Here is a 25,880-nt window from a genome sequence, read left to right on the forward strand (position 1 = left end):
AACATGAAGGGAAGCCTGGTGCGCGGCTTTGTGGCCGTCAGCAGCTGGACATTCATTTCGCGCGTCGCCGGATTCGTGCGCGACATGCTCATGGCCGCCTGGCTTGGTTCCGGACCGATGGCAGAGGCTTTTGCCGTCGCGCTCCGCCTGCCGAATATGTTCCGCCGTTTCTTCGCCGAAGGTGCTTTCAACACCGCCTTCGTGCCGATGTTCGCAAAGAAGCTGGAGAACCGGGCCGAGGCCACCCGCTTTGCTTCAGAGGCGTTTTCCGGCCTGTTCATCACCGTGCTGATGCTGTCGGCGCTCGCGATGATCTTCATGCCTGTCATGGTCATGATGATGGCATCGGGCTTTGCGGGGGATGAGCGATTTGCTCTCGCCGTTGAGTATTCGCGGATAACCTTCCCTTACATCCTCCTGATCTCACTCGCCTCGATGATTTCGGGCGTGCTGAATGCCAATGGCCGGTTTACCGCCGCCGCGGCCGCGCCCGTGTTGCTCAACCTGCTTTTCATCGTCGCTATGCTTCTGGGTCGCTGGCGAGGTTGGGATCTCGGCCTGACGCTGGCGTGGGCCACACCCGTGACGGGCATCGCGCAGCTTGGCCTCGTCTGGTGGGATGCGCATCGCAATGGCTGGACATTCTGGCCGAAGCGCCCGCGCCTGTCGCCAGAAATGCGCAATCTGATCCGGGTCGCCCTGCCCGCCGCATTTGCCGGCGGTGTCGTGCAGATCAACCTGCTGGTTGGTGCGCAGGTCGCATCGTATTTCGAAGGCGCTGTCGTCTGGCTGTACTATTCGGACCGTCTTTACCAACTGCCCCTCGGCGTAGTCGCAGGCGCGGTTGCCGTGGTCCTTCTGCCCGAACTTGCCAGGCGCCTGAGTGCACAGGATGAGGCGGGCGGTCAAAGCGCGTTCAGCCGCGCGACAGAATTCGGCCTGTTCCTGACCATGCCCTGCGCCTTCGCCATTGCCGTTATAGCCTATCCAATGGTCGACACGCTTTTCGGGCGGGGTGACTATGGCCAGCATGACGTGCTGATGACCTCTTACGCGCTGATGGTCTATGCGCTTGGCCTGCCTGCATTCGTGATGCAGAAGATCCTGCAACCGCTCTATTTCGCGCGAGAGGACACCAGGACTCCCTTCCGCTATGCGCTTGTGGCGATGGTGGTCAACGCGGCCGTCGCCTTTGGTCTGATGACCTCGATCGGCTTCCTGGCGGCAGCGATTGCCACGACGGTGGCATCCTGGGTCATGGCCGCGCAACTGTGGATGGGCACCCGCAGCATGGGACAAGCCGCACGTTGGGATAGCAGGCTGATGCGTGCCGTTCCGCGTATCCTTCTGTGTTCAGCGCTGATGGCCATTGCACTGTGGCTGACGCTTCGCTGGACAGATAGCATCGGAATGGCGCGTATACCTGAACTGGCATTGCTGGTATTTGGCGGCGCGGCGCTTTATTTCGCGCTCAGCTTTGCGACGGGTGCGATCTCGATCCGCGATCTGCGCCGGAACGTCCGCCGTTAACCCAGTTGGCCCAGAACGGGGAAGGTTTCCAGCATCCAATATGACAAATCCGCCATACGCCCGCTGACCAGCAGGATGCCCACGACAACCAGCAATCCGCCCATCACGCGTTCAACAACCTTCAGATGCGGTTTGATGCGGTTCATGAAGCCGATGGCGCTGTTGATGAAGATCGCTGACAGCAGGAACGGGATCCCAAGGCCAAGCGCATAGACCGCAAGCAGTCCGGTCCCGCGCCCGATCTCTCCCTCACTGGCGGCAAGGGCCAGGATCGCACCCAGCAAAGGCCCGATGCAGGGCGTCCATCCGAAGGCAAAGGCAAGGCCTAGGACATAGGCACCAAGGGCAGACCCACCCTGATCGCCGGTATCAAGCCGCGCCTCCTGATCCAGCATACGGATGCGGAAAACATGCAGGAAATGCAGCCCCATGACGATGACCGCCAGGCCACCGATACGCGCCAGCCAGATCTGATATTCCAGAAACAATCGCCCGAAGGCCGATGCGGCGAAGCCCATGACCAGAAACACCGTCGAAAGGCCCAGAACGAACATCATCGCTGCGGGAACCGCGCTCCGCTCTCCGGTTTTCAGCCCGTTGACGCTGATTCCGGTCATATAGGCCAAATAGGGCGGCACCACTGGCAACACGCAGGGGGAAAGAAACGACAATATGCCTGCCAGCACAGCAACGCTTGCGGCAGACAGAAAGCCCGCATCCATGAGGTCAATTCCAAACATGGGCGCGACACTAACTGGTTTTGCTTCCGACGCCAGAGGACAAGAGGTCACAGTCGCGTGCGGCAAACCCCGGATCGGAAAGAAAAAAGGCCCGCCAGCTTTGGCGGACCTCCTTTTCTGGCTATGGCTGCGATCAGCCCATCGACCACCAACCGCGGCGCTTGGGCCGGGTCGGCTTTGCTGTTGGCGCTTCCTCGACCGTTTCGGCAACGGCTTTGTTTGGCGCATCGGCAGCAGCCTCGCTCGGTTGCATCACCGGTTCGGCCTCTGGCGCGGGGGCTTCTGCCACCTTTTTCACCTGTGGCGCAGTCGCCTGCTGTTCTTCCGCGACAGCAGCTTCTGCTTCACTGACGGCCACAGGATCGACGGATTCAGCAGGCTCCGACGGGGTACGGGTCAGATCACGCAGATCAACGATCTCTGCCGTATCGACCGAAGCTTCGGTGTCCGTCGTCTCCGCGGCAGCGGCGGCGACAGCCGCATCCCCCTGCTCCGCCTCGGTCCTGGCTTCCGTCTTGCGGCGGGTTCGCGTCCGAGAGCGTGAGCGGGATTTGGGCTTCGCACCCTCCTCCGAAGGCTCGTCCTTGGCCGCTTCCACCGCGTCAGCCGCGGCGTCGGCGGGTTGCTCCGACCCTGCTGCGATCACCTCTTCGCTGCGCGTCTCATCGCTGCTTTCGCTGCCCTCTGTGCGATCTTTTCCACCGCGACGGCGGCGACGGCGGCGGCGCTTGGAACGGCCACCGCCTTCACCATTATCCTCGCCATCATTGCGATCTGCCGCCTTGGCATCACGATCATCGCTGTCTGCGGAATCGTCGGCGGTGTCGGTCTGATCCTCATCATCGTCGATCTGCGCCATAAGCTGCGCATCCACAGACACAACCGGGGCCGCCAATTCGGGCACTGACCGTGTTGCGGTCTTGAACTTCTCAAGCGCAAAGTCGGGGGAGATCAGAACAGGATCGGCCTCGACACGAACGGACATGCCATAGCGCGCCTCGATCATGGCGATATGTTCGCGCTTGCCATTCATCAGGAAGTTGGAAACAGCCACAGGGGCCTTGACCAGCACCTCACGGCTACGCTTGCGCGTCCCCTCTTCCTCGATCGCCCGCAGGATGGTCAGCGCAAGGCTGTCATCAGAGCGGATCAGCCCCGTTCCGTGGCAATGCGCGCAAGGCTGCGTCGTCGATTCCAGCATTCCCGGACGCAGACGTTGACGCGACATCTCCAGCAGGCCGAAGCCAGAGATCTTGCCGACCTGAATCCGCGCCCGGTCGGTCTTCAGCCGGTCCTTCAACCGCTTTTCAACGGCAGAGTTGTTCTTGCGCTCATCCATGTCGATGAAGTCGATCACGATCAGCCCGGCGAGATCGCGCAGACGAAGCTGGCGGGCGATTTCATCGGCGGCTTCAAGGTTGGTCTTAGTCGCCGTATCCTCGATGCTTCCTTCCTTGGTCGCCCGGCCCGAGTTCACGTCGATGGCGACAAGCGCCTCTGTCACGCCGATGACGATGTAACCGCCGGATTTAAGCTGAACGGTCGGATTGAACATCCCGCCAAGATAGCTTTCCACCTGATAGCGGGCGTAAAGCGGCATCGGGTCGTGGTAGTGTTTCACGTTCTTGGCATGGGACGGCATGATCATCTTCATGAAGTCCTTGGCCGTGCGATAGCCACGGTCGCCTTCGACCAGCACCTCGTCAATTTCGCGGCTGTAAAGATCGCGGATCGTCCGTTTGATCAGATCGCCCTCTTCATAGATCGGGGCGGGCGCCATCGACTTGAAGGTCAGATCGCGGATCTGCTCCCACAGGCGCATGAGATATTCGTAGTCACGCTTGATCTCGGTCCGGGTGCGCTGACTGCCTGCCGTGCGGATAATCAGGCCCGCGCCCTGCGGAACCTTCAACTCCGCGGCAATATCTTTCAGCTTCTTGCGGTCAGCGGCATTGGTGATCTTGCGCGAAATCCCGCCGCCACGCGCGGTATTCGGCATCAAAACGCAATATCGACCGGCCAGCGAAAGATAGGTCGTCAGCGCCGCGCCCTTGTTGCCACGCTCTTCCTTGACCACCTGCACCAGCAAAATCTGGCGGACCTTGATCACTTCCTGAATCTTATAGCGGCGCGGACGCGGCTTCTTGGGCACACGGATTTCTTCGGCAACATCCTCATCCGCAACGGACTCGATGCTGTCATCTTTTTCCGCCGCATCCGGCGCATCACCGCCCTTTTCCTCGACCGCGTTTTCATCGCGGCCATCCTCTTCAGCGGCGCTGCTGTCATCGTCGCCGTCGTGATCGACGACTTCCATGCCCGGAATATCCTCGGACACGGCCCTGGCGTCGCCTGTTTCTGCCTTTTCGGCTTTGGCTTTGCGGCGGCGCGAGGATTTCGGCTTTTCATTCGCAGCCTCTTCGGCGGCGACGGCTTCCGCATAGGCCCGTTCTTCCTCGATCAGAGCCTGACGATCGGCGGCCGGAATCTGGTAATAATCGGGATGAATCTCTGCAAAGGCCAGAAATCCGTGCCGATTCCCGCCGTAATCCACAAAGGCCGCTTGCAGCGAGGGTTCAACCCGCGTGACCTTTGCCAGATAGATGTTGCCAGCAAGCTGCCGCTTGTTGACGGTCTCGAAATCAAATTCTTCGACCTTGGTTCCGTCCACGACGACCACGCGGGTTTCCTCCGCATGGGTCGCGTCGATAAGCATTTTCTTTGCCATTGGTTATACTTTCACGCAGACACCTGCCCCGGCCTTTGACCGGGCGCTTATATGTGTTGCGCTGTAATGGGGACGCGGTGGCGGCATTGACGGGGTCGAAAAGAAGGCCCGTGGGGTTTGCCCCGGACAGCGCCTGATCCGACCTGTATCGCGCGCGATGCATCGCGTCTGTTACCTCTTGGCCCCGGTCTGACAACGCGGGGCAGTGAAAGACTCCCCCGCGCGAATTGCGCCGCAGGGCGGTTTTCTTGGCGAGTGGCTGCCTTTCCTCAGGTCAGCCTCCGCTGCGAAACTGATGGCGCACAATCTGCCTGAAGGCATGAGTTGCGCGCATGTTCTGAACATAAGGGCGGAAGGCAAGGAAGTTCAATGGGGAATTGGCACCGACCTTCCGCTAGGCGGGAACCGGCATCTGCGCAATACGGACCGATTTTCACTGCGCCAGCGACAAGCGCAGCGTTTCAGCCCAGAGAACGGCTGCAAGCGGAACGGCGACGATGAGGCCGCAAAGCAGCAAGCTTACCCATTTCCCATCCTTTGCAAGCCCAGCCATGAATCCAGCTAAGCAAACCGCCAGGACCAGGCCAACCACCACAAGCCCGATCACGACAAGCACCAGAGGGCCCAGGTCATAGCCGCCAAGAGGCTCTGCCTTAGGCGGCACTCACCTGTCAGGGAAGTTTATGATCAAAGATAATCGCTGCGCTGCAGACCGTATTTCGCCATCTTCTCGTTCAGGGTCCGCCGTGGCAGGCAGAGTTCATCCATAACCGCAGCAATGCTACCCTTGTGACGGCGCATCGTATTGTCGATCAGCATCTTTTCGAAGCTTTCGACGTACTCCTTCAGCGGCTTACCCTCGGTCGTCGTGGCCTGCGCCTGATCCTCGTCACCTTCGGTCATCAGAAGCGACGTGATCGAGCCCGTGCCACGCCGGTTCTGCAGGACCGCCCGCTCTGCCACATTGATAAGCTGCCGCACATTGCCGGGCCAAGGCGCCTGCAAAAGCTGTGCAGCCTCCTGCGCGTTCACCTGCGGCGGATCACAACCGTACTCATCGGCAAACTGCTCTGTCATTCGGGTGAACAGTGCCAGAATATCCTCTCCTCTCACGCGCAGGGGCGGCACGGTAATCTGCAGGGCCGACAGGCGATAGAACAGGTCGGGCCGCAAAAGGTCCTCGGGCTTTTTGCCGTCGCCGCGTGCATTCGATATCGCAATGATCCGGGTTTCGGCAGGGCTGCCCTGATCTGCGATAAAGCCCAGCAAACGCGCCTGCAGCGCATCGGGCAATGCCTCTATATCCTCAAGGCAAAGCGTGCCGCCGCGTGCTTCCTCGACGGCAGGTATCCCATCCTCCAGCGGGCCGAACAGCCTTGCGGCGAGTTGCTCGGGATCAAAAGCGGCGCAGGCGATCGGAATGAATTTCTTAGAGGCGCGCGGCCCCACTGCATGCAGTGCATGAGCAACCAGCGTCTTGCCCGTTCCGGTTTCACCGTCAATCAGGACGTGGCCATCAGCCTGCCCCAGATCCAGAATATCCTCGCGCAGACGCTCCATCGCCGACGATTGGCCGACCAGCTTCGACATGACCTGCTGACCTTCGGAAAGGTCGCGGCGAAGGGCGCGGTTGTCCAGCGTCATCCGCCGGGTCTGCGTCGCTTTCTTTGCCAGTTCGGTCATGCGGTCGGGCTTGAATGGCTTTTCCATGAAATCCATGGCGCCCATCCGCATCGCCTCGACGGCCATAGGAACGTCGCCATGCCCGGTTATCATGATCACAGGCAAAGCCGAATCGATGCTCATCAGGCGTTTCAGAAAGGCCATCCCGTCCATGCCGGGCATCCGGATATCGGAAATGACGACGCCCGGCCAATCCGGCCCGATCTCTTTCAACGCGTCTTCGGCGGTTGCAAAGGTCGCGGTGTTGAAGCCCGACAGGACCAGCCACTGGCTGATCGATTCACGCATATCGGGTTCATCATCGACGATGGCAATGCGCAATGTCTTGTTCATGCTTCTTCTTCCTTCTTACTCAGCCGCCAGCGGTTTCTCCAACCGGCTGCCACCGGGATCGTAGAGTGGCAAAGCAAGCACGAAGACCGCGCCAGAGCCGTCCTCGGCATTATGCGCTGTCAGACGGCCACCGAAGTCTGCCACGATCCCTGACGAAATTGCCAGTCCAAGCCCGGTGCCTTCACCCGGTTTCTTTGTGGTGAAGAACGGTTCGAACAATTTGTCCAGATCACTGACGCCCGGACCGTTGTCACGAACCGTCACAACAGCTTGAGCGCCTGTCTCAATTCCTATCTCAATACGTGCGTCTTTCGTCGATTTGGTCGCATCAATAGCATTTCGCAGCAGGTTGATCAGAACCTGCTCCAGCCGGATTCTGTCACAATAAACCATCACCGCGCGGCGTGGAAGGTTGCGAAGAATACGCACGGGCCTTGTGCGCAACTGCGGCTCCATCATGGTCAGCGCACTGGACAGGGATGCGCGAAGATCGACAGGCTCAAACGCCTCGCCCCCCTTTCGGGCATAGGATTTTAGCTGCCGGGTGATCGTACCCATACGATCCACAAGATCATCGATGCGCTGAAACGAGGACAGCGCCTCATCGGCGCGGCCCCGATCCAGCAGCAACCGCGCGCCGGCAAGATAGGTTTTCATCGCGGCCAGGGGTTGGTTCAGCTCGTGGCTGACGCCCGCGGACATTTCGCCAAGGGCTGCCAGTTTGGATGACTGCTGCACGGTCTGTTCGGCCACGCGAAGCTCGCGCTGCACCCGCTCACGCTCTGCAATTTCGCGTGTCAGACGGGTGTTCAGCGCCCTCAGATCGGCTGACTCCTGCATATAAGCGACAGAGCGGCGCTGAGCGCGGCGCGACATGATGTAGAACACCAGTGCCGCAAGCACCGCGAGCACCATCGCCTCAAACGCCAGAACGGTATTCACCCGCTCGCGAATGGATACATAGGTGGTGAAATTATACATCCGCCAGCCGCGGAACGGGATGCGCATTTCGGTCTGCATCACCGCACGCCCTTTGACATAGGCATCTGCGGGATTGTTCGCCCAATCGGTCGAGACCTGAAAGGCGCGTTCAATCGCGCTTGGCGCGGGACGCACGGAAAGCGCCTCTTCCAGTTGCAGGCTGCGCCAGCGTGCCTCGGTCGACAGGATCACCATGCCCGTCGAATCTGTGACCGCGACCGCATCGGTGATACCGGCCCAGTTCCGTTCCAGTTGCTGGAGGTCAGCGCCCACGACAATAACGCCCAAGGTGCCGGAACTGTCCGCGATGGCGCGGGAATAGACGAACTCAAATCCCCCGCCCTCCGACGGTGCAACAGTGAAAACAGTATCGCGAGATCGCATGGCATCGACAAAATACGGCGCGGCGACATAGTTGGTGCCCAGCAGTTGTCGTTCCGTCGCCGCAACCGTCCGCCCAGACGCATCCAGCAGCCTGATGGATGCGACCCCGATTTCCTTCTGCGCTGAAATCAGCCGGGCAGATGTGAACGCAAAATCCTGCGAGGCAAGCGCCGTAATTAGCGCCGGATCGCGGGCCAGCATCATCGGCACAACGGCATTGCGCTGCAGCTCTGACTGAAGCTGACCGGAATATAGCGTCGCCCGCAACTCTGCCCGGACGCGGGTCGTTTCCGTCGACCTTTCGGTCAGCCAGTCATTCGTTGCCCAAAGCAGAAGACCACCCATGCACAGCAGCAGGACAAGCGCCAGCCGCAGCGGCCATTGGTTAACGGTCGCATCCTCGCCCGTTGAATCCGGTGCCTTTCTGTTCAGCAAGAAATTGGTCAAATAGGGGCATCCCCGACGAACACCAGTTCAGACAATGTATGCAAAGCAACGCATTCTGCCAAGAAGATGCGACCGCCGGTCACATTCTTGCCAGATGAGCAGTACTGGAACGGCCCGCGTTGTCAGATCAGGCCGACACCACCGCATCGACCAGCGAGGTGAACATCGCCGCGCCGTCCGTCCAGCCCTGCGCAGTTTCCACCGCACGCTCGGGATGCGGCATCATACCCAACACGCGCCGGTTTTCGGACAGAACACCAGCAATATCGGCGACCGAGCCATTGATGCCCGGCGCATAGCGAAAGGCGATCCGGTCCTGATCCTGAAGCACCTTCAGCCCATCCGGGTCGATCTGGTAGTTGCCATCATGATGAGCCACCGGCACGGACAGGCTCTGCCCCTTCTGATAACCAGCGGTGAACACGCTGTCGGCGGTCACGACTTCAAGCCCGACCGGCCGAGAGATGAATGTCAGCCCCGAATTGCGCATCAAAGCGCCCGGCAGCAGCCCAAGCTCTGTCAGCACCTGAAAGCCATTGCAGATCCCCAGAACAAACCCGCCGCGATCGGCATGGTCGCGAATGGCCCGCGCAATCGGTGACTGTGCCGCAATCGCGCCGCAGCGAAGGTAGTCGCCATAGGAAAACCCACCGGGCACCGCGACCAGATCCGTGTCATCCGGCAAGCTTGTGTCCTTGTGCCAGACCTTGGCGACATCCGCGCCGGCTAGCTCAAGGGCAACACGCAGATCGCGGTCACAATTCGATCCGGGGAAGGTGATGACGGCGGCTTTCATGCAGGCTCCGTTTCGCGGCATTGGTGCGAGAGCCGATAACGGATTTCACCTGTCTTGGAAAGACTGAACGCCGGTGCCGAATGTGAAAGGACGCCCCGGCGCGATTCCCTGGACCCCAGGACCGCCAGAGCGCCCTTTTTAAATTGGACCGGCGCCAGGTCCACATAACTAATCATAATATAAAACCGTCAATAAATCGACATATTGAACATGACAGAAACGTCAGGTTTACGTTACGTCAAGTTATTAATGATTATTCAGCGCTTACAGGCAGTAAACCGCTCGAAAGAAATTTAATGTTTCAGCGCTGAAATATTCAATTTCCTTTTCTGTTGCATTTTCGCCAGATCAAAGCCGGTCCTTATTCGGCGGTTTATCGCTGAGTCGTCTGAAGATGTCGCTCACCTGAAACCCGTTCCCGCTTGTTGCATTGGCCTTACAGCACGAACAGTTTCAAGGATCACCATGTTTAGAAATATTGCCATTTCCAGCCTCCTCCTCGCCACTTCGGGATCGTACGCACTCGCTCAGGATGCAGCCCCAAATCAGGTCCAAGGCATATTTACCAATGCCTTCGCGAAGGGTTTCGTGACCGAGATCGAGGATTTGTCACAGAAAAGAATTCAGACCAATCCGCAGGCCGGTACGATCAAGGCGATCTACGGAAATGAGGAGGATACGCGTTTCGCGGATGTCCAGCTTGCACCCATGCCTCCCTCGGGGTTCGAACCGCGCTTCGCTGGTTTGCGCAACGCTTATGAGGATATCAGCGAGATGCCGGTCGAGGAATATGACCTCACCAGCCCCGACGGCCTTCCACTTGCCTGCTTTAACCACCGCAGGGCAGATCAGGGTTACGTCAATTGCTTCGCAGAGATGCGCGGGCGCCTTTTCCGCGTGCAGATCGGCGCGGTCGTCGATGCGGATGCGGAGGCCCTGCCGGACGACATTCAGGAGCGTGACGGAAATCTGGCGGGCCTTTTCGCGGATTCCGTGAACGCGGCACCTGACACAGAAGGCAGCGCGAACGATCCGCTGCCCGCGCTGAACGAACCGGCGGCTGAAGAAACGGCGCCCGCCGAAGGATCAGATGGCGCGAACGCGGCCGATATGTCGGACATCGCCCCGCAGGATACGCCCTTCGCAAAGGCACTGCCTGAAAACATCGACGACCGCACGATTAAAGAGATCAGCGTTCGTGGCCCGAAAACCACCTATGTCGCGACCTACAATGACGATAACGGCGATACGACACAGGTGACGCTCTTTGCCGAACATGGTGACGATCCCAGCGGATTGCGCAGCTTCGAGAAAAATCTTCTCGGCGAAGTGAAGGGCGATCTTCGCGACGTAGAAGCCGAAAGCCCCGACGGCGTCCCGATGCAGTGCTTCCATGCCGTCAAAGATGCCGGCGCGGCGCATAATATGTGCACTGCCGTCGTCAGTGCCGGGATTGTAGAGATTCAGGCCATGGCGCGTGTCGAGGACAATGTTGCCGACGCGCCCGATGACGTTATCGAATGGGCGCAGGATCACGCCGGCAAGCTGACGGATGCGTTGGCGGAACTACCCTGATGCCGACGCAGTAAATAAAAAAGGCCGGGCAGCGATGCCCGGCCTTTCTCATATCAGACGCCGATCAGTTCAGCGCCTTGTTCAGATACTCATCGACCTTTTCCAGATAGCCCATGGTCGACAGCCATTTCTGATCCGGCCCGACCAGCAGGGCGAGGTCTTTGGTCATGAAACCATCCTCGACCGCGCGCACGGTGACCTTTTCCAGCGTCTCGGCGAAGTTCATCAGCTGTTCATTGCTGTCCAGCTTGGCGCGGTGCTTCAGACCGCCGGTCCAAGCATAGATCGACGCGATGGAGTTGGTCGAGGTCTCATTGCCCTTCTGATGCTCGCGATAGTGGCGCGTCACGGTACCGTGTGCGGCCTCGGCCTCGACCGTTTTCCCGTCCGGTGTCATCAGAACCGAGGTCATCAGACCCAGCGACCCGAAGCCCTGCGCAACCGTATCCGACTGCACGTCGCCGTCATAGTTCTTACACGCCCAGACATAGCCGCCATTCCATTTCAGCGAACTTGCGACCATGTCGTCGATCAGGCGGTGCTCATAGGTGATACCAGCGGCCTTGAACTTGTCGGCGAATTCTTCGTCAAAGACCTGCTGGAAGACATCCTTGAAGCGCCCGTCATAGGCTTTCATGATCGTGTTCTTCGTCGACAGATACAGCGGATAGTTACGCTGCAGCGCATAGTTCATCGAGGCGCGGGCGAAATCGACGATGGAGGGGTCGAGGTTATACATCGCCATCGCCACACCGGCGGCGGGCGATTGGAACACCTCATGTTCGATGGTCTCGCCATCCTCACCCACGAATTTGATCGTCAGCGTGCCCTTGCCGGGGAATTTGAAATCGGTGGCGCGATACTGGTCACCGAAAGCGTGACGGCCAACGATGATCGGCTTGGTCCAGTGCGGAACAAGGCGCGGTACGTTCTTGGCAATGATCGGCTCGCGGAAAATCACGCCGCCCAGAATATTCCGGATCGTCCCGTTTGGAGAGCGCCACATCTTCTTCAGCCCGAATTCTTCGACGCGGGCCTCGTCCGGGGTGATGGTCGCGCATTTCACGCCGACGCCATATTCCTTGATCGCATTCGCCGCATCGACCGTGATCTGGTCGTCGGTGCGGTCACGCTCTTCAATGCCCAGATCGTAATATTTCAGGTCGATGTCGAGATAGGGCAGGATCAGTTTTTTCTTGATGAAGTCCCAGATGATCCGGGTCATCTCGTCGCCGTCAAGCTCGACAACGGGGTTTTCTACCTTGATCTTCGACATGGATGCCTCTTTCGGTTCGAATTCGCTTTGGCCGGGGTATAGCTTGTTACGTCACGGAACGGAAGGCGGTATGCCGTCGTATGCAGGGCTGCGAAACGCGCAATCGCTTTCCGGCGGCAACCATCTTGCCGCGAGACAGCACCGATCATGTAATCAGCCCATCCAACCGAAATGCCGGCGCAGCCTGTCATGCAGAAAAGCCCAGACAGAGGGAGCGCCGCGTTTGATCTTCTGCCCCACCCGGTCAACGACATTCTCATAGGTGACATTGAAGCGCGTCCACCCTTCCCCGTCCGATGCCAGATTCTGCACCAGCGGCTGTGTTCGGTCCAGCGATTTGGCGAAGATCGCGTCGGGCGTTTCCGCCGCCTCGAACTCCTCCCAAAGTGCAAGGAAAGCATTGCCTTGCGCCTTTGGCAGCAGGCCAAAGATACGCCGCGCCGCCCTGGCTTCTGCCGCCTGAATTTCAGCGGAGTCATGCGCCGTGCCATCACCGGAATGCAGTGGCACGTCACCCACATCAATCTCCACCAGATCATGCAGAAGCAGCATCCGGATCACCCGGCCAATATCGACCTCTGGCCCCGCCTGATCCGCCAGCACCATCGCATAAAGCGCAATGTGCCAGCTATGCTCGGCGCTGTTTTCCTGTCGTGACAGGTCGATCAGGGTGTTCGCCCGCTCTACCGATTTCAGCTTGTCCGCCTCTGCCAGAAAGGCAAACCGGGCCTCCAGATCGCTCTCATTCATCGTTAGATCCGTGTCTTGCATCTGCGTCAAGCATCGCGATCGACGCGGCAATGACAAGCTGTCAAACAGTTCAAAAACTGAACAGGCAGGAACCAACCCGAAACAATGCGTCCGGGCTGGACACCTGATCCTAAACTACTGCGCCGAAGCCAGCAGATCGGTGATCCGGCGGACCGAAGCGCGGCGGTTTTCCCGCTCGCTCAGCAAGGTCGGTATCTTCAGATACTCCTCGCCATAGCCCTGCACGACCAGATTTTCCGGCGGAACGTCAAAATATTCCGACAGGGCCAGTGCGACGGATTCCGCGCGACGATCCGACAGGGCGAGGTTATAGGTCGCAGCCCCTACCGCGTCCGTATGCCCCTCGATCAGGAATATCTCCTGCGGGTTGTCACGGATCGAATCCTCGATCACCGTACCCAGAGAGGCAAGCTGACGCGCCTGATCGGGGTTGATCGCGGCCGAGCCTGTATCAAAGGTGATCGCGTTGATATCGACCGGGGCGACGATATTGCGGACCTCCGGAATCGTGCGGATCTGGCTGAGCGTAAAGCGGCGGCTGACCGCGGCTTCCTGAGCAAGTGCCTGCCGCAATTCCTCTTCATTGGTCGGTGTTGCCTCCGGTTCGGCAGCGGCGGGCAGTTCTGCGACCTCGACCGGCGGCACCTCCACGGAATCGTCGATCAGGATCGTTTCGCGCCCGTTCGGCGCCACGTGAATACGGCGCAGAACGCTCAGGTCGGATCCTCGAATGGTGATGACCTGCGAACCATCCCGGCGCGTGACGACAGTGCGCGAAGAACCGTCAGAGTAATTTTCTGTCTGCACGTCATTGCCAGCCTGACGCAGCAGCGCATTGTCATCTTTCAGCACTTGCTGGCTGCCATCCGCGCGGGTGACGACCACGCGATCACCCGTGTTCAGCGCGACCTGACGCTCTCCGGACAGAACCTGACCGACCGCAAGTGCACCAAGGCCCGCAAGTGCAATCTTGGCAAGATCGCTGCCGCTGTCGTCATCGTCATCGTCGTTATTCGAAAGCTGAGTCGCTCGGGTCAAAGCCTCTGTCAGGCTCATCTCGAAATCTTCGGCAGAGCTTCGCGCCTCGGACGAGGCCACGGTTTCACGCACGACCTCACCCCTGGCGCCTTCGTTGAAAGCCTCTGCGGTGGGGGCTGCTGCCTCTGCCGCCTCACGCGCGGCGGCAGTGTTGGAACCCCTTGCACGAAGCGTGCCGTCTTCATTCACAATATATTGCTGCTGCGACATCGGGCCGATGATGATCCGACCGTTCTGCGTCACCTCTGCCGTGACCCCGCCGGGCGACACAAGCGCCATCCCGTCGGCACATGGCCGGGCAGAGCCATTGATGCATTCCAGACCATCCGCTGTCAGGCCAGCCGTGATTTCGCGCTGCAATACCTGGTTGAGCGCACCCATCGCGGCAATCCGCTCTGCTTCGAATTTCCTGGCGTCGGCATTGGTGATCCGGCGTTCCTGCGCGGCATACCGATCCGCACGCGCCCGCTCTGCCTCTGCGCGTTCGGCTGCGGCGCGTTCCGCCGCTGCTTCCTGCTCAGCCGTCGCTGCTGCCTGCGCTGCGGCCAGTTGCCGGGCCAGTTCTTCCTGCCTCTTGCGCTCTGCCGCTTGTCTGCGCTCTGCTTCGCGGCGCTGCTCATCTTCGACATTCCGGGCAGCGAGGCCACTCGCGACTTTGCCTTCGCGCTCTTGCCGGGCCGCCTCTGCTTTTCGTTCGGCTTCTGCTGCCGCTGCTTTGCGCTGCGCTTCGGCCTGACGTTCTGCGGCGGCTTTTTTATCCGCTTCTGCCTTTCGATTCTCTGTAGCCTTGCGATCTGCTGCTCCCTTGGCATCGGCCGCTGCCTTCTTTTCGGCCTGCGCCTTGCGCTGCGCGTCCTGCTTTGCCTGTTTTTCTGCCGCAGCCTTGCGCTCGGCAGCAGCCTTGGCCTGCGCTTCGGCCTTTTGCTTGCGCGCAAGTTCGGCTGCCAACTCTGCCTCACGGTTGCCAGCCGCCTTCTCTAACCCTGTCGCGACCGCCTGCTTCGCTGGCGCGGCCCGATCGAAGGCAGCGGCAGCAGCTGCGTATTCATCCAGGTTCTGGTTTGCCAACTGCGCCAGATCGCCACCGCGCGTGCTGGGCATGCCTTCGGGTGTCATGGCGTAAGGCTGCAAACCAACGGGCGCCAGGATCATGCCCCCATTCGCAACCAGCTGCACCGATACCCCGGTCGGGGTCATCAGCGGCATATCATCCGCGCAAGGCCTCTGCGAACCATCCAGACAGCGCAGTGCGCCCTCTTTCAGCCCCGCCGCAAGTTCATCCTTCAAGGCGGTCGCGAGATGCGGCATTTGCCCTGCCCGCTGCGGCGCAAGCTCCTGCGCTTTCTTCGGCGGGATCCTGATCTCTGCTTTGGCTGGCGCCAGCACACCAAGCGCCATAACAGCAACAAGCGCGCTGCCCGTGTAAATGAAGCGTGACATAGAATCCTCCCGAAGATCTTGCTTTTTCACGACAACACGAATCTGAACCGCTTCGTTCCGACATGTCATCTGAACAAGCCGTGATGAGGCTCCGATCTTGCAGGCCTTCGCAACCGGGACGATGTCTCACCATTGATGGAAAAGCTGCAAGCGGCAGGCGGAACCATCACCCGCACGGCTGACGAGCCACCGCAAGGCGGTTTGCGCGGCTATGTCGCCGATACCGACGGTCACCTGTGGGAAATCGCGTGGAACCCGGATTGGCAGATCAGTCCAGAGGGCTATGTGACCATGCAAGCCTGAGCGAAAAAGGCGCGGCTGTTTTCAACCGCGCCTTTCTCTAAATTCCACCGAAGAAATCAGATGCCGTCGCCAACAAAGGCCTTTTCGACCACGAATTCCTTCGGCTCTGAATTCGCACCTTCGCGCAGGCCGAACCCTTCCAGCACCGCCTTCACATCGACATTGAAGGCCAGACTGCCGCAGATCATGGCGCGGTCGTTTTCCGCGTCAATCTTCGGCAGGCCCAGGTCGTCGAATACTTTGCCAGAGGTCATGTTATCCGTAATCCGGCCCATCAGCGGCGAATCCTCGCGCGTGGTCGTGGGATAATACAGCAACCGGTCGGCAAAACTTTCGCCGTAAAGCTCGGTCAGCAGCGGATCGTTTTTCAGATCCTCGACCAGTTCACGGCCATAGGTCAGTTCCTCGGCGGTGCGGCAGGTGTGCATCATGACGACCTGCTCATACCGTTCATACGTCTCGGGGTCGCGCATCAGGCTTGCGAAAGGCGCGATGCCGGTCCCGGTGGCCAGAAACCACAGCCGCTTGCCCGGAAGCAGCGCGTCGAGCACCAACGTGCCAACGGGTTTCGGGCGCAGAATGATCTGATCGCCTTCCTTGATGTGCTGCAGCTTCGATGTCAGCGGGCCGTCCGGCACCTTGATCGAATAAAATTCCAGCTCCTCGTCCCAATTGGGCGAGGCAATGGAATAGGCGCGCAGCAGAGGTTTGCCATTATCGCCCAACAAGCCGATCATCACGAATTCGCCAGAGCGGAAGCGCAGGCTGGCCGGACGGCTCACCCGAAAGGAAAACAGCCGGTCGGTCCAATGCTTCACCGAGGTCACCGTTTGCGCGTCGGGCAAGGTCGGCTTTTCGCGATTCGGGGCGGGGGCGTCGTCGTTCACGGCAATATCCAATGTCATCTGCAATCCTGCGTCATCTAGGCGAATGCCAAGCGTCGTTGAAGCCTTGAGAAGATGCCGAAACATCCCGCTCAGGCCAATTTAGTCGGATATATAGAATAATTTCCGCCTTTAGTGCAGGGTCAGCGCAAGGATAAGGACAATTAGCCACTCAACCAAGGGGCAGGGAAAATTTTTCCCAAAATCTGCTGCGCGACGCGATGGGCTTGCCGCTGACCCGGCTGTGATCAGGACGGATTGTCTATCTGTTCATCCACGACGGAAAGAATATCGGGCACAGCGGGACAAGGCAGCAGATTGTTCTGCGCCACATCCGCAAGCGTCGCGTTATGCAGGAAAACATAGACATGCGCCGACAGGCTCTGCCACAGGCGATTGGACAGCGTCTGCGCGCGCGACCCTGACAAACCGCCAGACGCACCCGCCCCGACATGCAGCGCGCTGACCGTTTCATCCACCGCCGACAGCACTTCGGACACACGGATTTCCGTCGCCGGGCGAGAAAGCTTGTAGCCGCCACCGGGACCGCGGGCAGATTCAACCAGCCCGGCGCGGCGCAACCGGACGAACAACTGTTCAAGATAAGGCAGGGAAATATCCTGACGTTCAGAGATATCCGACAATGTCGTCAGCGCATTTGGCGGTTGCAGCGCCAGATCGGCCAAGGCAACCATCCCATAGCGACCCTTCGTTGACAGTTTCATCTTATTCTCCCCCGCCTCGTACTGTTGCGCGACATTCCTGCACGCCTGAATATTGACGAGTGGGCGGCGCTCGGGCTAACTGCGTCGGTTCAGGCGGCCCTTGCGCAGCCCGGTCCCGCACCACATCTTCGGGGTCAGCAAATAGTTGCCGCCACTTAATGCGTCAAGAAACAGGTTTCGCGAAGGACCCCGATGCCCGAATTGATTTTCCCCGGCCCTGACGGCCGCCTCGAAGGCCGCTACCATCCGCAGGCCATGCCGGATGCGCCGATTGCCATCATCCTTCATCCGCATCCGCAATATGGCGGCACGATGAACAACCGGGTTGTCTATAACCTGCATTACGCCTTTCATAAGATCGGCTTCACGGTCATGCGCTTCAATTTCCGCGGCGTCGGGCGCAGCCAGGGTGAATTCGATCAGGGCATCGGAGAGCTTTCGGATGCCGCCTCTGCCCTCGATTACCTGCAGGCCATGAACCCCAACAGCAAGCATTGCTGGGTCGCTGGTTTCAGCTTTGGTGCATGGATCGGTATGCAACTTCTTATGCGCCGGCCAGAGATTACCGGTTTCATCAGCGTGGCACCGCAGGCCAATCTGTACGATTTCAGCTTCCTTGCCCCCTGCCCCGCATCCGGGCTGATCATCAATGGCTCAGCCGACCGTGTTGCGCCCGCCAAGGATACCGATGGTTTGGTCGCCAAACTGCGCGAGCAGAAAGGCATCACCATCAGCCATGAAGTGGTAGAGGGCGCGGACCACTTCTTCCGCGACGACGAGGCGCATATGGCGCCGATGATCGACAAGGTGCAGACCTATGTGCGCCGCCGGCTGACCGAAAGCACACGCTGATCCGGCGAAAGGTTCCACTGGCACACAGGCTCGTGTGCCGCACCTGCGAATCTTTGCCGTGCTTTGGGCGACATCGCGCTGAATGTCGCCCAAACCGCAGGAAAAACGGCCTTCACCTTGTGAAACCATCGCTGTGGTCATTCGTTATTCCGTGCAAGGTCGGCACCAAGCCCCGGCCATAGAACGGAGAAAGTTATGACGAATTTCATCAAGACCACCTCCTTTGCAGCCGCGCTTGCGCTTCTTGGCGTTCCGGCCATTGCCCAGATCACGCCAGAGCAGGTCGTCGAGTCGCTCGAAGGTCAGGGCTATACCGAGGTCATGATCGTCGAGGATGAGCAGGACAACTCGGACGCTGACACCCTTGTTGCGACCGCGAATAATGCCGACGGCGTGGCTGTCACTGTTGTCTATAACAAGGACACCGGAGAAGTGATCTCGGCCACCCCGGCGGAAGGCCAGACTGGCATGGCAGGTGAAGATACTGGCAGCGAGGGCGAGCCGGTAGATACATCTGATGAAGAAGGCGCCACCGTGGAAGCCACGGAATAACGTATTCCGACAAGACCTTATTCTGGCCGGTCCGGGCATCCGGGCCGGCCTTTTCATTGCGCCGACGCTAGGACCGGACGCCCTCACGCCCCTTGGCAAGCCGATAATGCGCCCAAAGCGCGCGCGCCGCGACCGATCGCCACGGCCGCCACACCTCTGCCATCTCGGTCAGTGCTTTCGGTCCGGGACGCGCATCCAGGCCATATAGCGAACGCGCCGCTTCCTGCAGCGCCAGATCGCCAGCAGGAAACGCATCGGTCCGGCCAAGCGCGAAGGCAAGGTAAATCTCGGCTGTCCATTGCCCGATGCCCGGCAGAGCCGTCAGGGTCGTAATAACGTCTTCATCCGGTGCATTGCGCAGGGCCAGCCAATCCGGCTCATTCTCTGCAATACCCAGCAAATAGCGGATCTTTGGGCGCGACACCCCGCAGGCTTTCAGCCCATCCTCTCCCGCAGCCCGTATCGCCGGCGGCGTCGTCAGCCCCGCCGCCTCCAGCCGTGCCATGATCGCACCAGCCGCAGAGATAGAGATCTGCTGACCGATGATCGCATCGAGAATGGCCGGGAATCCGTCTGACCTGCGCCGCAGCGGCAATTCCAGCCCCGGCAACGCCGCGGCCCAGACCGGACAGGCGGCTGACAGATAAGCCCGCCCTTCGTCCAGATCCGCGATCTGTGTGATAGTCCTCATGGCTCGCGCCGCGCATCCTCGCGCAGTCGGGTTTCAAAAGCCTTCGAAATATGCGCGCGCAGCGCCGCCTCTGCCGCGGGCCCATCGCCGGACATAAGCGCATCGACAATCGCCTGATGCTCGGCCAGGGCAACTTTCGGCCGCCCTTCCACCGCCAGAGAGCTTTGCGCCATCAGCGCCATATTTCTATGCACAATATCAAGCTGTTGCACAAGATATCTGTTGTGAGAAGCCAGGTGTATCTGGTGATGAAAACGGCGGTTCGAGCGGGCCAGAGCCTCGGCATCCTTCAGATGCTGCCGGTCCTCGTCGATCATTGCCTGCAGGACCCGCAACTCTTCTGGTGCGGCATGACGCGCCGCCAGCCGTGCGGCCAGTGCCTCCAGCTCGGTGCGCACAGTATACAGTTCGGCAAGCTGGTTGTGGTCCAGCGTGGCAACGATCAGGCTGCGCCCGTCGCGCTTGACCATGGATTGCGTTTCCAGCCGCTGCAGGGCCTCTCGCACCGGAGTGCGCGACACACCGAAGCGATCGGCCAGTTCGGATTCAACCAAGCGGTCGCCGGGCTTGTAAATGCCGCCGTCAATCGCTTCGACAATCAGGGAATATGCGTCCTTCATCACGACAGTAGCCGCCATGCGCCGCTGAAATGCAAGCGCGAAGACCGGGCGTTTATTTCATGTGGCACTGCGGCCATGAACCGTTGCACATCATCCGATGCCGCCCTAACAGGTCAGCATGTCATTTTCCCATGTAGAGACCTGGATCTTCGATCTCGACAACACGCTGTACCCGCCAGAGGCGGCACTGTTCGCGCAGATCGAAAAGCGGATGACCGCGCATGTCACCCGCGTTCTGGGTGTCGAGGCGGCAGAGGCCGACCGTCTGCGGATGCATTACTGGCGCGATTATGGCACGACGCTTGCCGGGCTGATGGCCGAACATGACATTGATCCCCACGCCTATCTGCTGGATGTGCATGATATCGACTTTTCGGTTCTGACACCCGATCCCGCACTGTCCGCAGCAATCGCCGCACTTCCGGGGCGCAAGATCATCCACACGAATGCCGACAAAGCCTATGCCATCCGCGTTCTCGATCAACTAGGCATCGGCCCGTTCGAGGCGATCTACGGCATCGAAGAGGTCGCATTTCACCCCAAGCCCGACGCGCGCGCATATGCCGCAGTAATTGAGGCGCATGGGATCGACCCGGCCAGTTCCGCGATGTTCGAGGATGACCCACGCAATCTGGAAGTTCCCGCAAGCCTTGGAATGCAAACGGTTCTTGTTGGTACGGGCCGGCATGGGCCCGACGAACTCGCGGCAGATCATGACCACGGCGCGCATGTCCATCACCGCACCGCTGATCTGACCGGTTTCCTGCGCGCGCTTGTCTGAGCACCCACGCTCTGGCAAACTTCGCGCAACGCGCGCCCTGACCGATATAGAGGTGACAGCCATGTCAGAATCCGCAACCGCCAACCCGCTGACCGACGACGCGCAGGCAACGCCGAACGAAAACCGGCTGGCCGCACGCATCCTTATGGTTATTGCCGTCATCTTGGTTCTCGCCGTCGTCATCGTGGCGATTTTCGGCCTGCCCGCGCTCGGCCTCATCGGTCTGGCCGCGACCGCCGTGATATTCGTCGCCCTGATCTCGATCATGCTCGGGAACTGAGCCGATGCGCCACAGTGGCGATGCAACCCCTACCGATATTCTGATTTCTGGTGGCGGCATCGCCGGGCTGGTGGCTGCCGCATCCTTCGGTGCCGAGGGTCACAGCGTCATCTGCGTCGACCCTGCCCCGCCCGTCACCGATGAAAAATCAGCCGGTGCCGATCTGCGCACAACGGCGTTTCTGATCCCCTCTGTCCGCTTGCTGGAACGCGCGGGCCTTTGGGATCGGCTGTCGCCCCATGCGACACCGCTGCAGATCATGCGCATCATCGACGCCGGCGGCGCCGAACCCGTGGCGCGGCTGACGCGCGATTTCGACGCTGCCGATATTTCGGACGGCCCCTTCGGCTGGAACCTTCCCAACTGGCTGCTGCGCCGGGAAATCCTGAACCGTCTGGATCAGATGCCCAATGTCGATTTCCGTCCCGGCACTGCCACAACCGCACTGACCGCGCGGCAGGAAGAGGCTATGGTCACGCTGTCGGATGGCAGCCGCATCAATGCCCGCCTCGTCGTCGGTGCCGATGGGCGCAACAGCGCCATTCGCCAGGCCCTTGGAATCGGCGTGAAAACCACGCGCTACGGCCAGAAGGCCCTCGCCTTCGCTGTCACCCATGAACGCCCGCATAACAATGTATCGACCGAAATTCATCGCACTGGCGGGCCGTTTACACTTGTCCCACTGCCGGATCGCGATGGCAAACCGTCCTCTGCCGTCGTCTGGATGGAACGCGGCCCCGAAATCGCCCGCCTCATGGCGATGGCGCCTCATGCCTTCGAAGATGCGCTGAACGACCGCTCGACCGGGATACTCGGTCACCTGACCCAGGCGACGACGCTGACGACCTGGCCGATCATCAGCCAGATCGCCGACCGCTTCACCGGCCCGCGCACCGCCCTGATCGCAGAGGCCGCGCATGTCCTTCCGCCCATCGGTGCTCAGGGCCTGAATATGAGCCTCGCAGACCTGAACATGCTGCTGGATCTGTCAAAGGACGACCCCGGCAGCACCGAAAGCCTGCGCATCTTCCAGCGACGCCGCTGGGCAGAGGCGCGCCTGCGCCTTGCCGGCATAGACCTGCTCAACCGCGCCTCAATGATCGGTGCGCCACCGCTGCGCGACCTGCGGGCGGCGGGCCTAGGCGCGATATATGGCATCCGCCCGGTCCGGCGTTTGCTGATGAAGGCAGGGCTGGGCGTCAGCTAGAATTGGGCCACGCCCCGATCAATCTGAATCCGATTGACGCTTCCCCCGCAAAGTCAGAATTTGAGCGCCCATAAAACGGCGAGCCAAAGATGAAAATTCGCGACGCAACGCAAGACGACCTCGCGGCCATTTTGGCCATCTACAATGACGCGGTCCTCAACACGACTGCGATCTGGAACGAAAAGACGGCCGATCTGGAAAACCGTGCCGCCTGGATGGCAGAGCGTCGCAAAGCCGGCTATCCGGTGCTGGTTGCGTCCCGCGACGCAGAGGTTCTGGGCTATGCGACCTTCGGCGATTGGCGCCCCCATGACGGCTATCGGCACACGGTCGAGCATTCTGTCTATGTCCGCCGCGATCAGCACGGGGGCGGCATCGGCAAAGCCCTGATGCTTGCCCTTATCGAAAAGGCGCGGGATCTTCAAAAGCACGTCATGGTCGCGGGGATAGAGGCCGGAAACACCCCATCTATCCGCCTGCATGAAAAGCTGGGCTTTCGGCAAACCGGCTTTCTGCCGCAGGTCGGCACTAAATTCGGCAAATGGCTGGACCTCGCCTTTCTGCAACTTCTGCTGGACGATCGCACCGACCCTGACGCAAAGCCGCAAATGATCCCGCCGCTGCCCTGAAATTTCACCATTGATCTGCGGCCAGTGCAGGGCGATGATCGGCAGACGCACAAACCGCAAAGGCAACCCCATGCGCCTGATCCTCTGCCTGATGACGGCCCTGCCCGTGCTATCCGCCTGTGTGCCCGAAAAGACCGGGCCGGACACGCCCCGCTCTACGCAAGAGGCGGCATGCGCCGCCGCCATTGCCGCCCATGTCAACCGCCCCGTGGCAGAGGTCACGCCACGCTGGCTCTCCGAAACGAACGGTATCGCCACGGTCGAAACGCTGGACGGCAATCGCCGCCACCTGTGCAGCGTGGATGCGTCGGGCCGGGTGACCGGCTATTCGCATCCACGCGACTAAGCGAGGCTATTCGGCGGCAACAGCGGCGTCCGATGAAACGGCAGGCGCCACACGCATCCCCAACCGCGACAGCAGGTCCTGATCCTTCCAGACCGCCGGATTATCGGTGGTCAGCAGCGCATCGCCCACGAAGATCGAGTTGGCCCCGGCCAGAAAGCACATCGCCTGCAAAGCATCGCTCATCCCTGTGCGCCCGGCCGACAGCCGCACCACGCTGGCAGGCATGAGGATTCGTGCCAGGGCAATGGTGCGGATCAGCGCAATATCATCTACGGGACGCGCCCGCTCCTGCACCGGCGTATTTGCGATCTCATTCCACAGGTTGACCGGCACGGATTCGGGATGCGCGCCCAAAGTCGCCAACGTCACCAGCATCGAGATACGGTCATCCACCGCCTCTCCCATACCGATGATCCCGCCGCAGCAGACCTTGATGCCGCCCTCGCGGACGCGATCGACCGTCTCCAGCCGGTCATCCATCGTCCGTGTCGTCGCGATCTGGCGGTAATATTCGGGCGAGGTATCGATATTGTGGTTATAGAAATCCAGCCCCGCATCCTTTAGCCGCGCCACCTGTTCCGGCGACAGCATCCCAAGGGTCATGCAGGTCTCCAGCCCCATCTCGCGCACGCCCCGAACCATCCGACACAGGTTATCCATGTCGCGATCCTTCGGGCTGCGCCATGCGGCACCCATGCAGAACCGCTGCGCGCCAGCCTGTTTCGCGCGCCGCGCAGAGGCAAGCACAGCCTCTACCCCCATCAGCTTCGTGGCCTTCACGCCCGTATCGTGATGAGCGCTTTGCGAACAATAGCCGCAATCTTCGGGACAGCCTCCGGTCTTGATCGACAGCAGGCTGGCTGTCTCGATCACTTGCGGGTCGAAATGCCGGCGATGCGCGGTCTGGGCGCGATACATCAGCTCCGGCACGGGCAAATCGTGGATCGCCCGCGCTTCTTCTATCGTCCAGTCATTGCGGATCATGCCGAATCCCTGCGCATTCCGCGCCAGGCGGCAACGATCGTCAGCGCCAGCACGATCTTTACCAGATCGCCCAGAATGAACGGCGCAAATCCAGCCGCGACGACTTTGCCAGCCGGCACGAAGTTCAGCAGCCAGGCCATCCCGGCGGCATAAACCACCGCAAGCCCTGCCAGCATCGCAGCAGCGCTCGGCACCAGGCCACGCCCCTGCGCCAGCCAACCCGTCAACCACGACGCAATCAGATATCCCAACAGATAACCGCCCGTCGGCCCAACCATATAGACCAGTCCGATTCCCCGTTCAGGGGAACCCGAAAACACCGGCAGACCAGCCAGGCCCGCCGCCAGATAGGCCGACATAGCGGCAAAGCCCAGACGTGGTCCAAGCATCACCGAAATCAGAAGGACGGCCAGGGTATGCAGCGTCATCGGCACCGGCCAGAACGGCACCTGTACCTTGGCCGACAACGTGATCAGCGCTGCCGCACCGATTGTCAGTGCGATATTTCGCCCGGAAATGGCCGATAAGCCAAGGGTGGGTTGTGGGAATTGCATCGGAACGCTCCTGCTAAAGTTCGTATCTATAATACGAATCCCCAGACCCCATCAGGCAACATATTTTATAGATAATTATTCGAGATTCTTGTAACTCATTGAAGTTTCTGGACTGGCAGGAACATTGCTGCGCTTTCCGATCCACCCGACATGGCGCGACAGCAAAGCGCAGGCCCGGTCGGTCTGCCCGCGCCGCAGCGCCGCCAGAATGGCCCGGTGGTCGTGATCGGTCCGCGCTTCCCATTCCGATCTCCAGGCCGCGAACAGGAACCGCGCACTCGCCGAATGCAGATCGTCTATCGCCCCCAACAGTCGCGGCATGTCGCAGGGCGAGAGCAGTAACCGGTGGAACGCGCGGTTCGCCTCTTCCCAGTCGCGCACGTTCCCGGCGGCCTCTGCATCGCGGTTCGCCGCCTCTGCTGTGGCCAACACCTTCTGGTTCAGACGCGGCGCGGCGTGACGAAGCGCCAGCGATTCCAACGATGCGCGCATTTCTGCCACCTCGCGCAACTCGGCCACATCAAAGGACGTCACCCGATAGCCCCGGCGCGGCTGACTGACCGCCAGCCCCCGCGCCTCCAGTTGCCGGAAGGCCTCGCGTACGGGCACATGGCTGGCACCGAACTCTGCCCCGATATGATCCTGACGCAGCCGCGTATCCGGCGCGATCATCCCGGAAATGATCCGTTCGGCCAGAACGGTGGCGATGCGCGTTGCGATGGTATCTGCGGTCGGTTTGCTCATTTTATA

Annotated in this window: 25 protein-coding genes and 1 pseudogene; 10 read left to right on the forward strand and 16 right to left on the reverse strand. The window is 60.4% G+C overall.

Annotated features, from left to right (window positions below; all coding sequences use genetic code 11):
* Nucleotides 1-3 precede the first annotated feature (3 nt).
* A complete protein-coding gene (murJ, locus tag PAF20_RS09095; RefSeq protein WP_271070356.1) occupies nucleotides 4-1,530 on the forward strand; it encodes a murein biosynthesis integral membrane protein MurJ in 1,527 nt (508 codons plus the stop codon).
* Here murJ and PAF20_RS09100 read toward each other — a convergent pair.
* The 6 genes from PAF20_RS09100 to purQ all read right to left on the reverse strand — a co-directional run bounded on the left by PAF20_RS09100 (nucleotide 1,527) and on the right by purQ (nucleotide 9,622).
* The gene (locus PAF20_RS09100; protein WP_271070357.1) at nucleotides 1,527-2,270 is read right to left on the reverse strand and encodes a cytochrome c biogenesis CcdA family protein; all 744 of its coding nucleotides are present in this window, start codon (nucleotides 2,268-2,270) and stop codon (nucleotides 1,527-1,529) included. The two genes, murJ and PAF20_RS09100, sit on opposite strands and share 4 nt — an antisense overlap.
* 133 nt (nucleotides 2,271-2,403) lie before the next feature.
* Nucleotides 2,404-4,998, reverse strand: coding sequence for an Rne/Rng family ribonuclease (locus PAF20_RS09105; RefSeq protein WP_271070358.1), 2,595 nt, complete (start codon nucleotides 4,996-4,998; stop codon nucleotides 2,404-2,406).
* 433 nt (nucleotides 4,999-5,431) lie between these two features.
* Nucleotides 5,432-5,662, reverse strand: a complete 231-nt coding sequence (locus PAF20_RS09110) for a hypothetical protein (protein ID WP_271070359.1) — start codon at nucleotides 5,660-5,662, stop codon at nucleotides 5,432-5,434.
* 23 nt (nucleotides 5,663-5,685) lie between these two features.
* Nucleotides 5,686-7,014 (reverse strand): sigma-54-dependent transcriptional regulator, encoded by a 1,329-nt coding sequence (locus PAF20_RS09115; protein ID WP_271070360.1) that lies wholly within the window; start codon nucleotides 7,012-7,014, stop codon nucleotides 5,686-5,688.
* 15 nt (nucleotides 7,015-7,029) lie between these two features.
* The gene (locus tag PAF20_RS09120) at nucleotides 7,030-8,724 is read right to left on the reverse strand and encodes a sensor histidine kinase (protein ID WP_271073291.1); all 1,695 of its coding nucleotides are present in this window, start codon (nucleotides 8,722-8,724) and stop codon (nucleotides 7,030-7,032) included.
* Between the two features lie 229 nt (nucleotides 8,725-8,953).
* Entirely contained in the window at nucleotides 8,954-9,622 is a 669-nt protein-coding gene (gene purQ / locus PAF20_RS09125) for a phosphoribosylformylglycinamidine synthase subunit PurQ (RefSeq protein WP_271070361.1), read from the reverse strand.
* A 465-nt stretch (nucleotides 9,623-10,087) separates the two neighbouring features.
* Here purQ and PAF20_RS09130 point away from each other — a divergent pair, with 465 nt between their 5' ends.
* The gene (locus PAF20_RS09130) at nucleotides 10,088-11,197 is read left to right on the forward strand and encodes a hypothetical protein (RefSeq protein WP_271070362.1); all 1,110 of its coding nucleotides are present in this window, start codon (nucleotides 10,088-10,090) and stop codon (nucleotides 11,195-11,197) included.
* 64 nt (nucleotides 11,198-11,261) lie between these two features.
* Here the strand turns inward: PAF20_RS09130 and PAF20_RS09135 are convergent, their stop codons facing one another.
* From PAF20_RS09135 to PAF20_RS09145, 3 genes are all read right to left on the reverse strand, one after another.
* Nucleotides 11,262-12,473, reverse strand: coding sequence for an NADP-dependent isocitrate dehydrogenase (locus tag PAF20_RS09135; RefSeq protein ID WP_271070363.1), 1,212 nt, complete (start codon nucleotides 12,471-12,473; stop codon nucleotides 11,262-11,264).
* Nucleotides 12,474-12,626: 153 nt separating this feature from the next.
* Entirely contained in the window at nucleotides 12,627-13,223 is a 597-nt protein-coding gene (locus tag PAF20_RS09140; protein ID WP_271070364.1) for an HD domain-containing protein, read from the reverse strand.
* A 135-nt stretch (nucleotides 13,224-13,358) separates the two neighbouring features.
* Nucleotides 13,359-15,722 (reverse strand): OmpA family protein, encoded by a 2,364-nt coding sequence (locus PAF20_RS09145; RefSeq protein WP_271070365.1) that lies wholly within the window; start codon nucleotides 15,720-15,722, stop codon nucleotides 13,359-13,361.
* Between the two features lie 123 nt (nucleotides 15,723-15,845).
* Between PAF20_RS09145 and PAF20_RS09150 the strand changes: the two are divergent.
* Nucleotides 15,846-16,025 (forward strand): annotated as a pseudogene (locus tag PAF20_RS09150) (VOC family protein); the annotation flags it as partial.
* Nucleotides 16,026-16,081: 56 nt separating this feature from the next.
* Here PAF20_RS09150 and PAF20_RS09155 read toward each other — a convergent pair.
* Nucleotides 16,082-16,930 carry a ferredoxin--NADP reductase gene (locus tag PAF20_RS09155; protein ID WP_271070367.1) on the reverse strand — a complete coding sequence of 283 codons (849 nt, stop codon included), beginning with the start codon at nucleotides 16,928-16,930 and terminating at the stop codon, nucleotides 16,082-16,084.
* Nucleotides 16,931-17,157: 227 nt separating this feature from the next.
* A complete protein-coding gene (gene iscR, locus PAF20_RS09160; protein WP_271070368.1) occupies nucleotides 17,158-17,634 on the reverse strand; it encodes a Fe-S cluster assembly transcriptional regulator IscR in 477 nt (158 codons plus the stop codon).
* 192 nt (nucleotides 17,635-17,826) lie between these two features.
* Between iscR and PAF20_RS09165 the strand changes: the two genes are divergently transcribed.
* A complete protein-coding gene (locus PAF20_RS09165; protein ID WP_271070369.1) occupies nucleotides 17,827-18,486 on the forward strand; it encodes an alpha/beta hydrolase in 660 nt (219 codons plus the stop codon).
* A 195-nt stretch (nucleotides 18,487-18,681) separates the two neighbouring features.
* Nucleotides 18,682-19,038: a hypothetical protein gene (locus PAF20_RS09170; RefSeq protein ID WP_271070370.1), complete on the forward strand. Its 357-nt coding sequence runs from the start codon at nucleotides 18,682-18,684 to the stop codon at nucleotides 19,036-19,038.
* 67 nt (nucleotides 19,039-19,105) lie between these two features.
* Here the strand turns inward: PAF20_RS09170 and PAF20_RS09175 are convergent, their stop codons facing one another.
* Both PAF20_RS09175 and PAF20_RS09180 read right to left on the reverse strand, forming a co-directional pair.
* Complete coding sequence (locus tag PAF20_RS09175; protein ID WP_271070371.1) at nucleotides 19,106-19,729, reverse strand: DNA-3-methyladenine glycosylase family protein; 624 nt, start codon at nucleotides 19,727-19,729, stop codon at nucleotides 19,106-19,108.
* Complete coding sequence (locus PAF20_RS09180; protein ID WP_271073292.1) at nucleotides 19,726-20,352, reverse strand: GntR family transcriptional regulator; 627 nt, start codon at nucleotides 20,350-20,352, stop codon at nucleotides 19,726-19,728. The genes PAF20_RS09175 and PAF20_RS09180 overlap by 4 nt, the downstream gene beginning before the upstream one ends.
* 115 nt (nucleotides 20,353-20,467) lie before the next feature.
* Between PAF20_RS09180 and PAF20_RS09185 the strand changes: the two genes are divergently transcribed.
* The 5 genes from PAF20_RS09185 to PAF20_RS09205 all read left to right on the forward strand — a co-directional run bounded on the left by PAF20_RS09185 (nucleotide 20,468) and on the right by PAF20_RS09205 (nucleotide 23,592).
* Nucleotides 20,468-21,130 carry a pyrimidine 5'-nucleotidase gene (locus PAF20_RS09185; RefSeq protein ID WP_271070372.1) on the forward strand — a complete coding sequence of 221 codons (663 nt, stop codon included), beginning with the start codon at nucleotides 20,468-20,470 and terminating at the stop codon, nucleotides 21,128-21,130.
* The gene (locus PAF20_RS09190) at nucleotides 21,123-21,410 is read left to right on the forward strand and encodes a hypothetical protein (protein WP_271070373.1); all 288 of its coding nucleotides are present in this window, start codon (nucleotides 21,123-21,125) and stop codon (nucleotides 21,408-21,410) included. Before PAF20_RS09185 ends, PAF20_RS09190 begins: the two co-directional genes overlap by 8 nt.
* A 4-nt stretch (nucleotides 21,411-21,414) precedes the next feature.
* Nucleotides 21,415-22,617: a UbiH/UbiF family hydroxylase gene (locus tag PAF20_RS09195; RefSeq protein WP_271070374.1), complete on the forward strand. Its 1,203-nt coding sequence runs from the start codon at nucleotides 21,415-21,417 to the stop codon at nucleotides 22,615-22,617.
* An 89-nt stretch (nucleotides 22,618-22,706) separates the two neighbouring features.
* Nucleotides 22,707-23,246, forward strand: coding sequence for a GNAT family N-acetyltransferase (locus PAF20_RS09200; protein WP_271070375.1), 540 nt, complete (start codon nucleotides 22,707-22,709; stop codon nucleotides 23,244-23,246).
* A gap of 70 nt (nucleotides 23,247-23,316) precedes the next feature.
* The gene (locus PAF20_RS09205; protein WP_271070376.1) at nucleotides 23,317-23,592 is read left to right on the forward strand and encodes a hypothetical protein; all 276 of its coding nucleotides are present in this window, start codon (nucleotides 23,317-23,319) and stop codon (nucleotides 23,590-23,592) included.
* A gap of 6 nt (nucleotides 23,593-23,598) precedes the next feature.
* On the opposite strand, the gene bioB is transcribed toward PAF20_RS09205, so the two are convergent.
* The 3 genes from bioB to PAF20_RS09220 all read right to left on the reverse strand — a co-directional run bounded on the left by bioB (nucleotide 23,599) and on the right by PAF20_RS09220 (nucleotide 25,874).
* Nucleotides 23,599-24,576 (reverse strand): biotin synthase BioB, encoded by a 978-nt coding sequence (bioB, locus tag PAF20_RS09210; protein ID WP_271070377.1) that lies wholly within the window; start codon nucleotides 24,574-24,576, stop codon nucleotides 23,599-23,601.
* The gene (locus tag PAF20_RS09215) at nucleotides 24,573-25,130 is read right to left on the reverse strand and encodes a biotin transporter BioY (RefSeq protein ID WP_271070378.1); all 558 of its coding nucleotides are present in this window, start codon (nucleotides 25,128-25,130) and stop codon (nucleotides 24,573-24,575) included. The genes bioB and PAF20_RS09215 overlap by 4 nt, the downstream gene beginning before the upstream one ends.
* Nucleotides 25,131-25,205: 75 nt before the next feature.
* Nucleotides 25,206-25,874 (reverse strand): GntR family transcriptional regulator, encoded by a 669-nt coding sequence (locus tag PAF20_RS09220; protein ID WP_271070379.1) that lies wholly within the window; start codon nucleotides 25,872-25,874, stop codon nucleotides 25,206-25,208.
* Nucleotides 25,875-25,880 lie beyond the last annotated feature (6 nt).

This window comes from Paracoccus albus (assembly GCF_027913035.1).
GTDB lineage: Bacteria > Pseudomonadota > Alphaproteobacteria > Rhodobacterales > Rhodobacteraceae > Paracoccus > Paracoccus albus.

Bases quoted from the DNA above. Each gene is read 5' to 3' on its own strand.
- murJ (WP_271070356.1), top strand. From the start codon at position 4: ATGAAGGGAAGCCTGGTGCGCGGCTTTGTGGCCGTCAGCAGCTGGACA.
- PAF20_RS09100 (WP_271070357.1), bottom strand. From the start codon at position 2,270: ATGTTTGGAATTGACCTCATGGATGCGGGCTTTCTGTCTGCCGCAAGC.
- PAF20_RS09105 (WP_271070358.1), bottom strand. From the start codon at position 4,998: ATGGCAAAGAAAATGCTTATCGACGCGACCCATGCGGAGGAAACCCGC.
- PAF20_RS09115 (WP_271070360.1), bottom strand. From the start codon at position 7,014: ATGAACAAGACATTGCGCATTGCCATCGTCGATGATGAACCCGATATG.
- PAF20_RS09120 (WP_271073291.1), bottom strand. From the start codon at position 8,724: ATGGGTGGTCTTCTGCTTTGGGCAACGAATGACTGGCTGACCGAAAGG.
- purQ (WP_271070361.1), bottom strand. From the start codon at position 9,622: ATGAAAGCCGCCGTCATCACCTTCCCCGGATCGAATTGTGACCGCGAT.
- PAF20_RS09130 (WP_271070362.1), top strand. From the start codon at position 10,088: ATGTTTAGAAATATTGCCATTTCCAGCCTCCTCCTCGCCACTTCGGGA.
- PAF20_RS09135 (WP_271070363.1), bottom strand. From the start codon at position 12,473: ATGTCGAAGATCAAGGTAGAAAACCCCGTTGTCGAGCTTGACGGCGAC.
- PAF20_RS09140 (WP_271070364.1), bottom strand. From the start codon at position 13,223: ATGAATGAGAGCGATCTGGAGGCCCGGTTTGCCTTTCTGGCAGAGGCG.
- PAF20_RS09145 (WP_271070365.1), bottom strand. From the start codon at position 15,722: ATGTCACGCTTCATTTACACGGGCAGCGCGCTTGTTGCTGTTATGGCG.
- PAF20_RS09155 (WP_271070367.1), bottom strand. From the start codon at position 16,930: ATGACATTGGATATTGCCGTGAACGACGACGCCCCCGCCCCGAATCGC.
- iscR (WP_271070368.1), bottom strand. From the start codon at position 17,634: ATGAAACTGTCAACGAAGGGTCGCTATGGGATGGTTGCCTTGGCCGAT.
- PAF20_RS09165 (WP_271070369.1), top strand. From the start codon at position 17,827: ATGCCCGAATTGATTTTCCCCGGCCCTGACGGCCGCCTCGAAGGCCGC.
- PAF20_RS09170 (WP_271070370.1), top strand. From the start codon at position 18,682: ATGACGAATTTCATCAAGACCACCTCCTTTGCAGCCGCGCTTGCGCTT.
- PAF20_RS09175 (WP_271070371.1), bottom strand. From the start codon at position 19,729: ATGAGGACTATCACACAGATCGCGGATCTGGACGAAGGGCGGGCTTAT.
- PAF20_RS09185 (WP_271070372.1), top strand. From the start codon at position 20,468: ATGTCATTTTCCCATGTAGAGACCTGGATCTTCGATCTCGACAACACG.
- PAF20_RS09195 (WP_271070374.1), top strand. From the start codon at position 21,415: ATGCGCCACAGTGGCGATGCAACCCCTACCGATATTCTGATTTCTGGT.
- PAF20_RS09200 (WP_271070375.1), top strand. From the start codon at position 22,707: ATGAAAATTCGCGACGCAACGCAAGACGACCTCGCGGCCATTTTGGCC.
- PAF20_RS09205 (WP_271070376.1), top strand. From the start codon at position 23,317: ATGCGCCTGATCCTCTGCCTGATGACGGCCCTGCCCGTGCTATCCGCC.
- bioB (WP_271070377.1), bottom strand. From the start codon at position 24,576: ATGATCCGCAATGACTGGACGATAGAAGAAGCGCGGGCGATCCACGAT.
- PAF20_RS09215 (WP_271070378.1), bottom strand. From the start codon at position 25,130: ATGCAATTCCCACAACCCACCCTTGGCTTATCGGCCATTTCCGGGCGA.
- PAF20_RS09220 (WP_271070379.1), bottom strand. From the start codon at position 25,874: ATGAGCAAACCGACCGCAGATACCATCGCAACGCGCATCGCCACCGTT.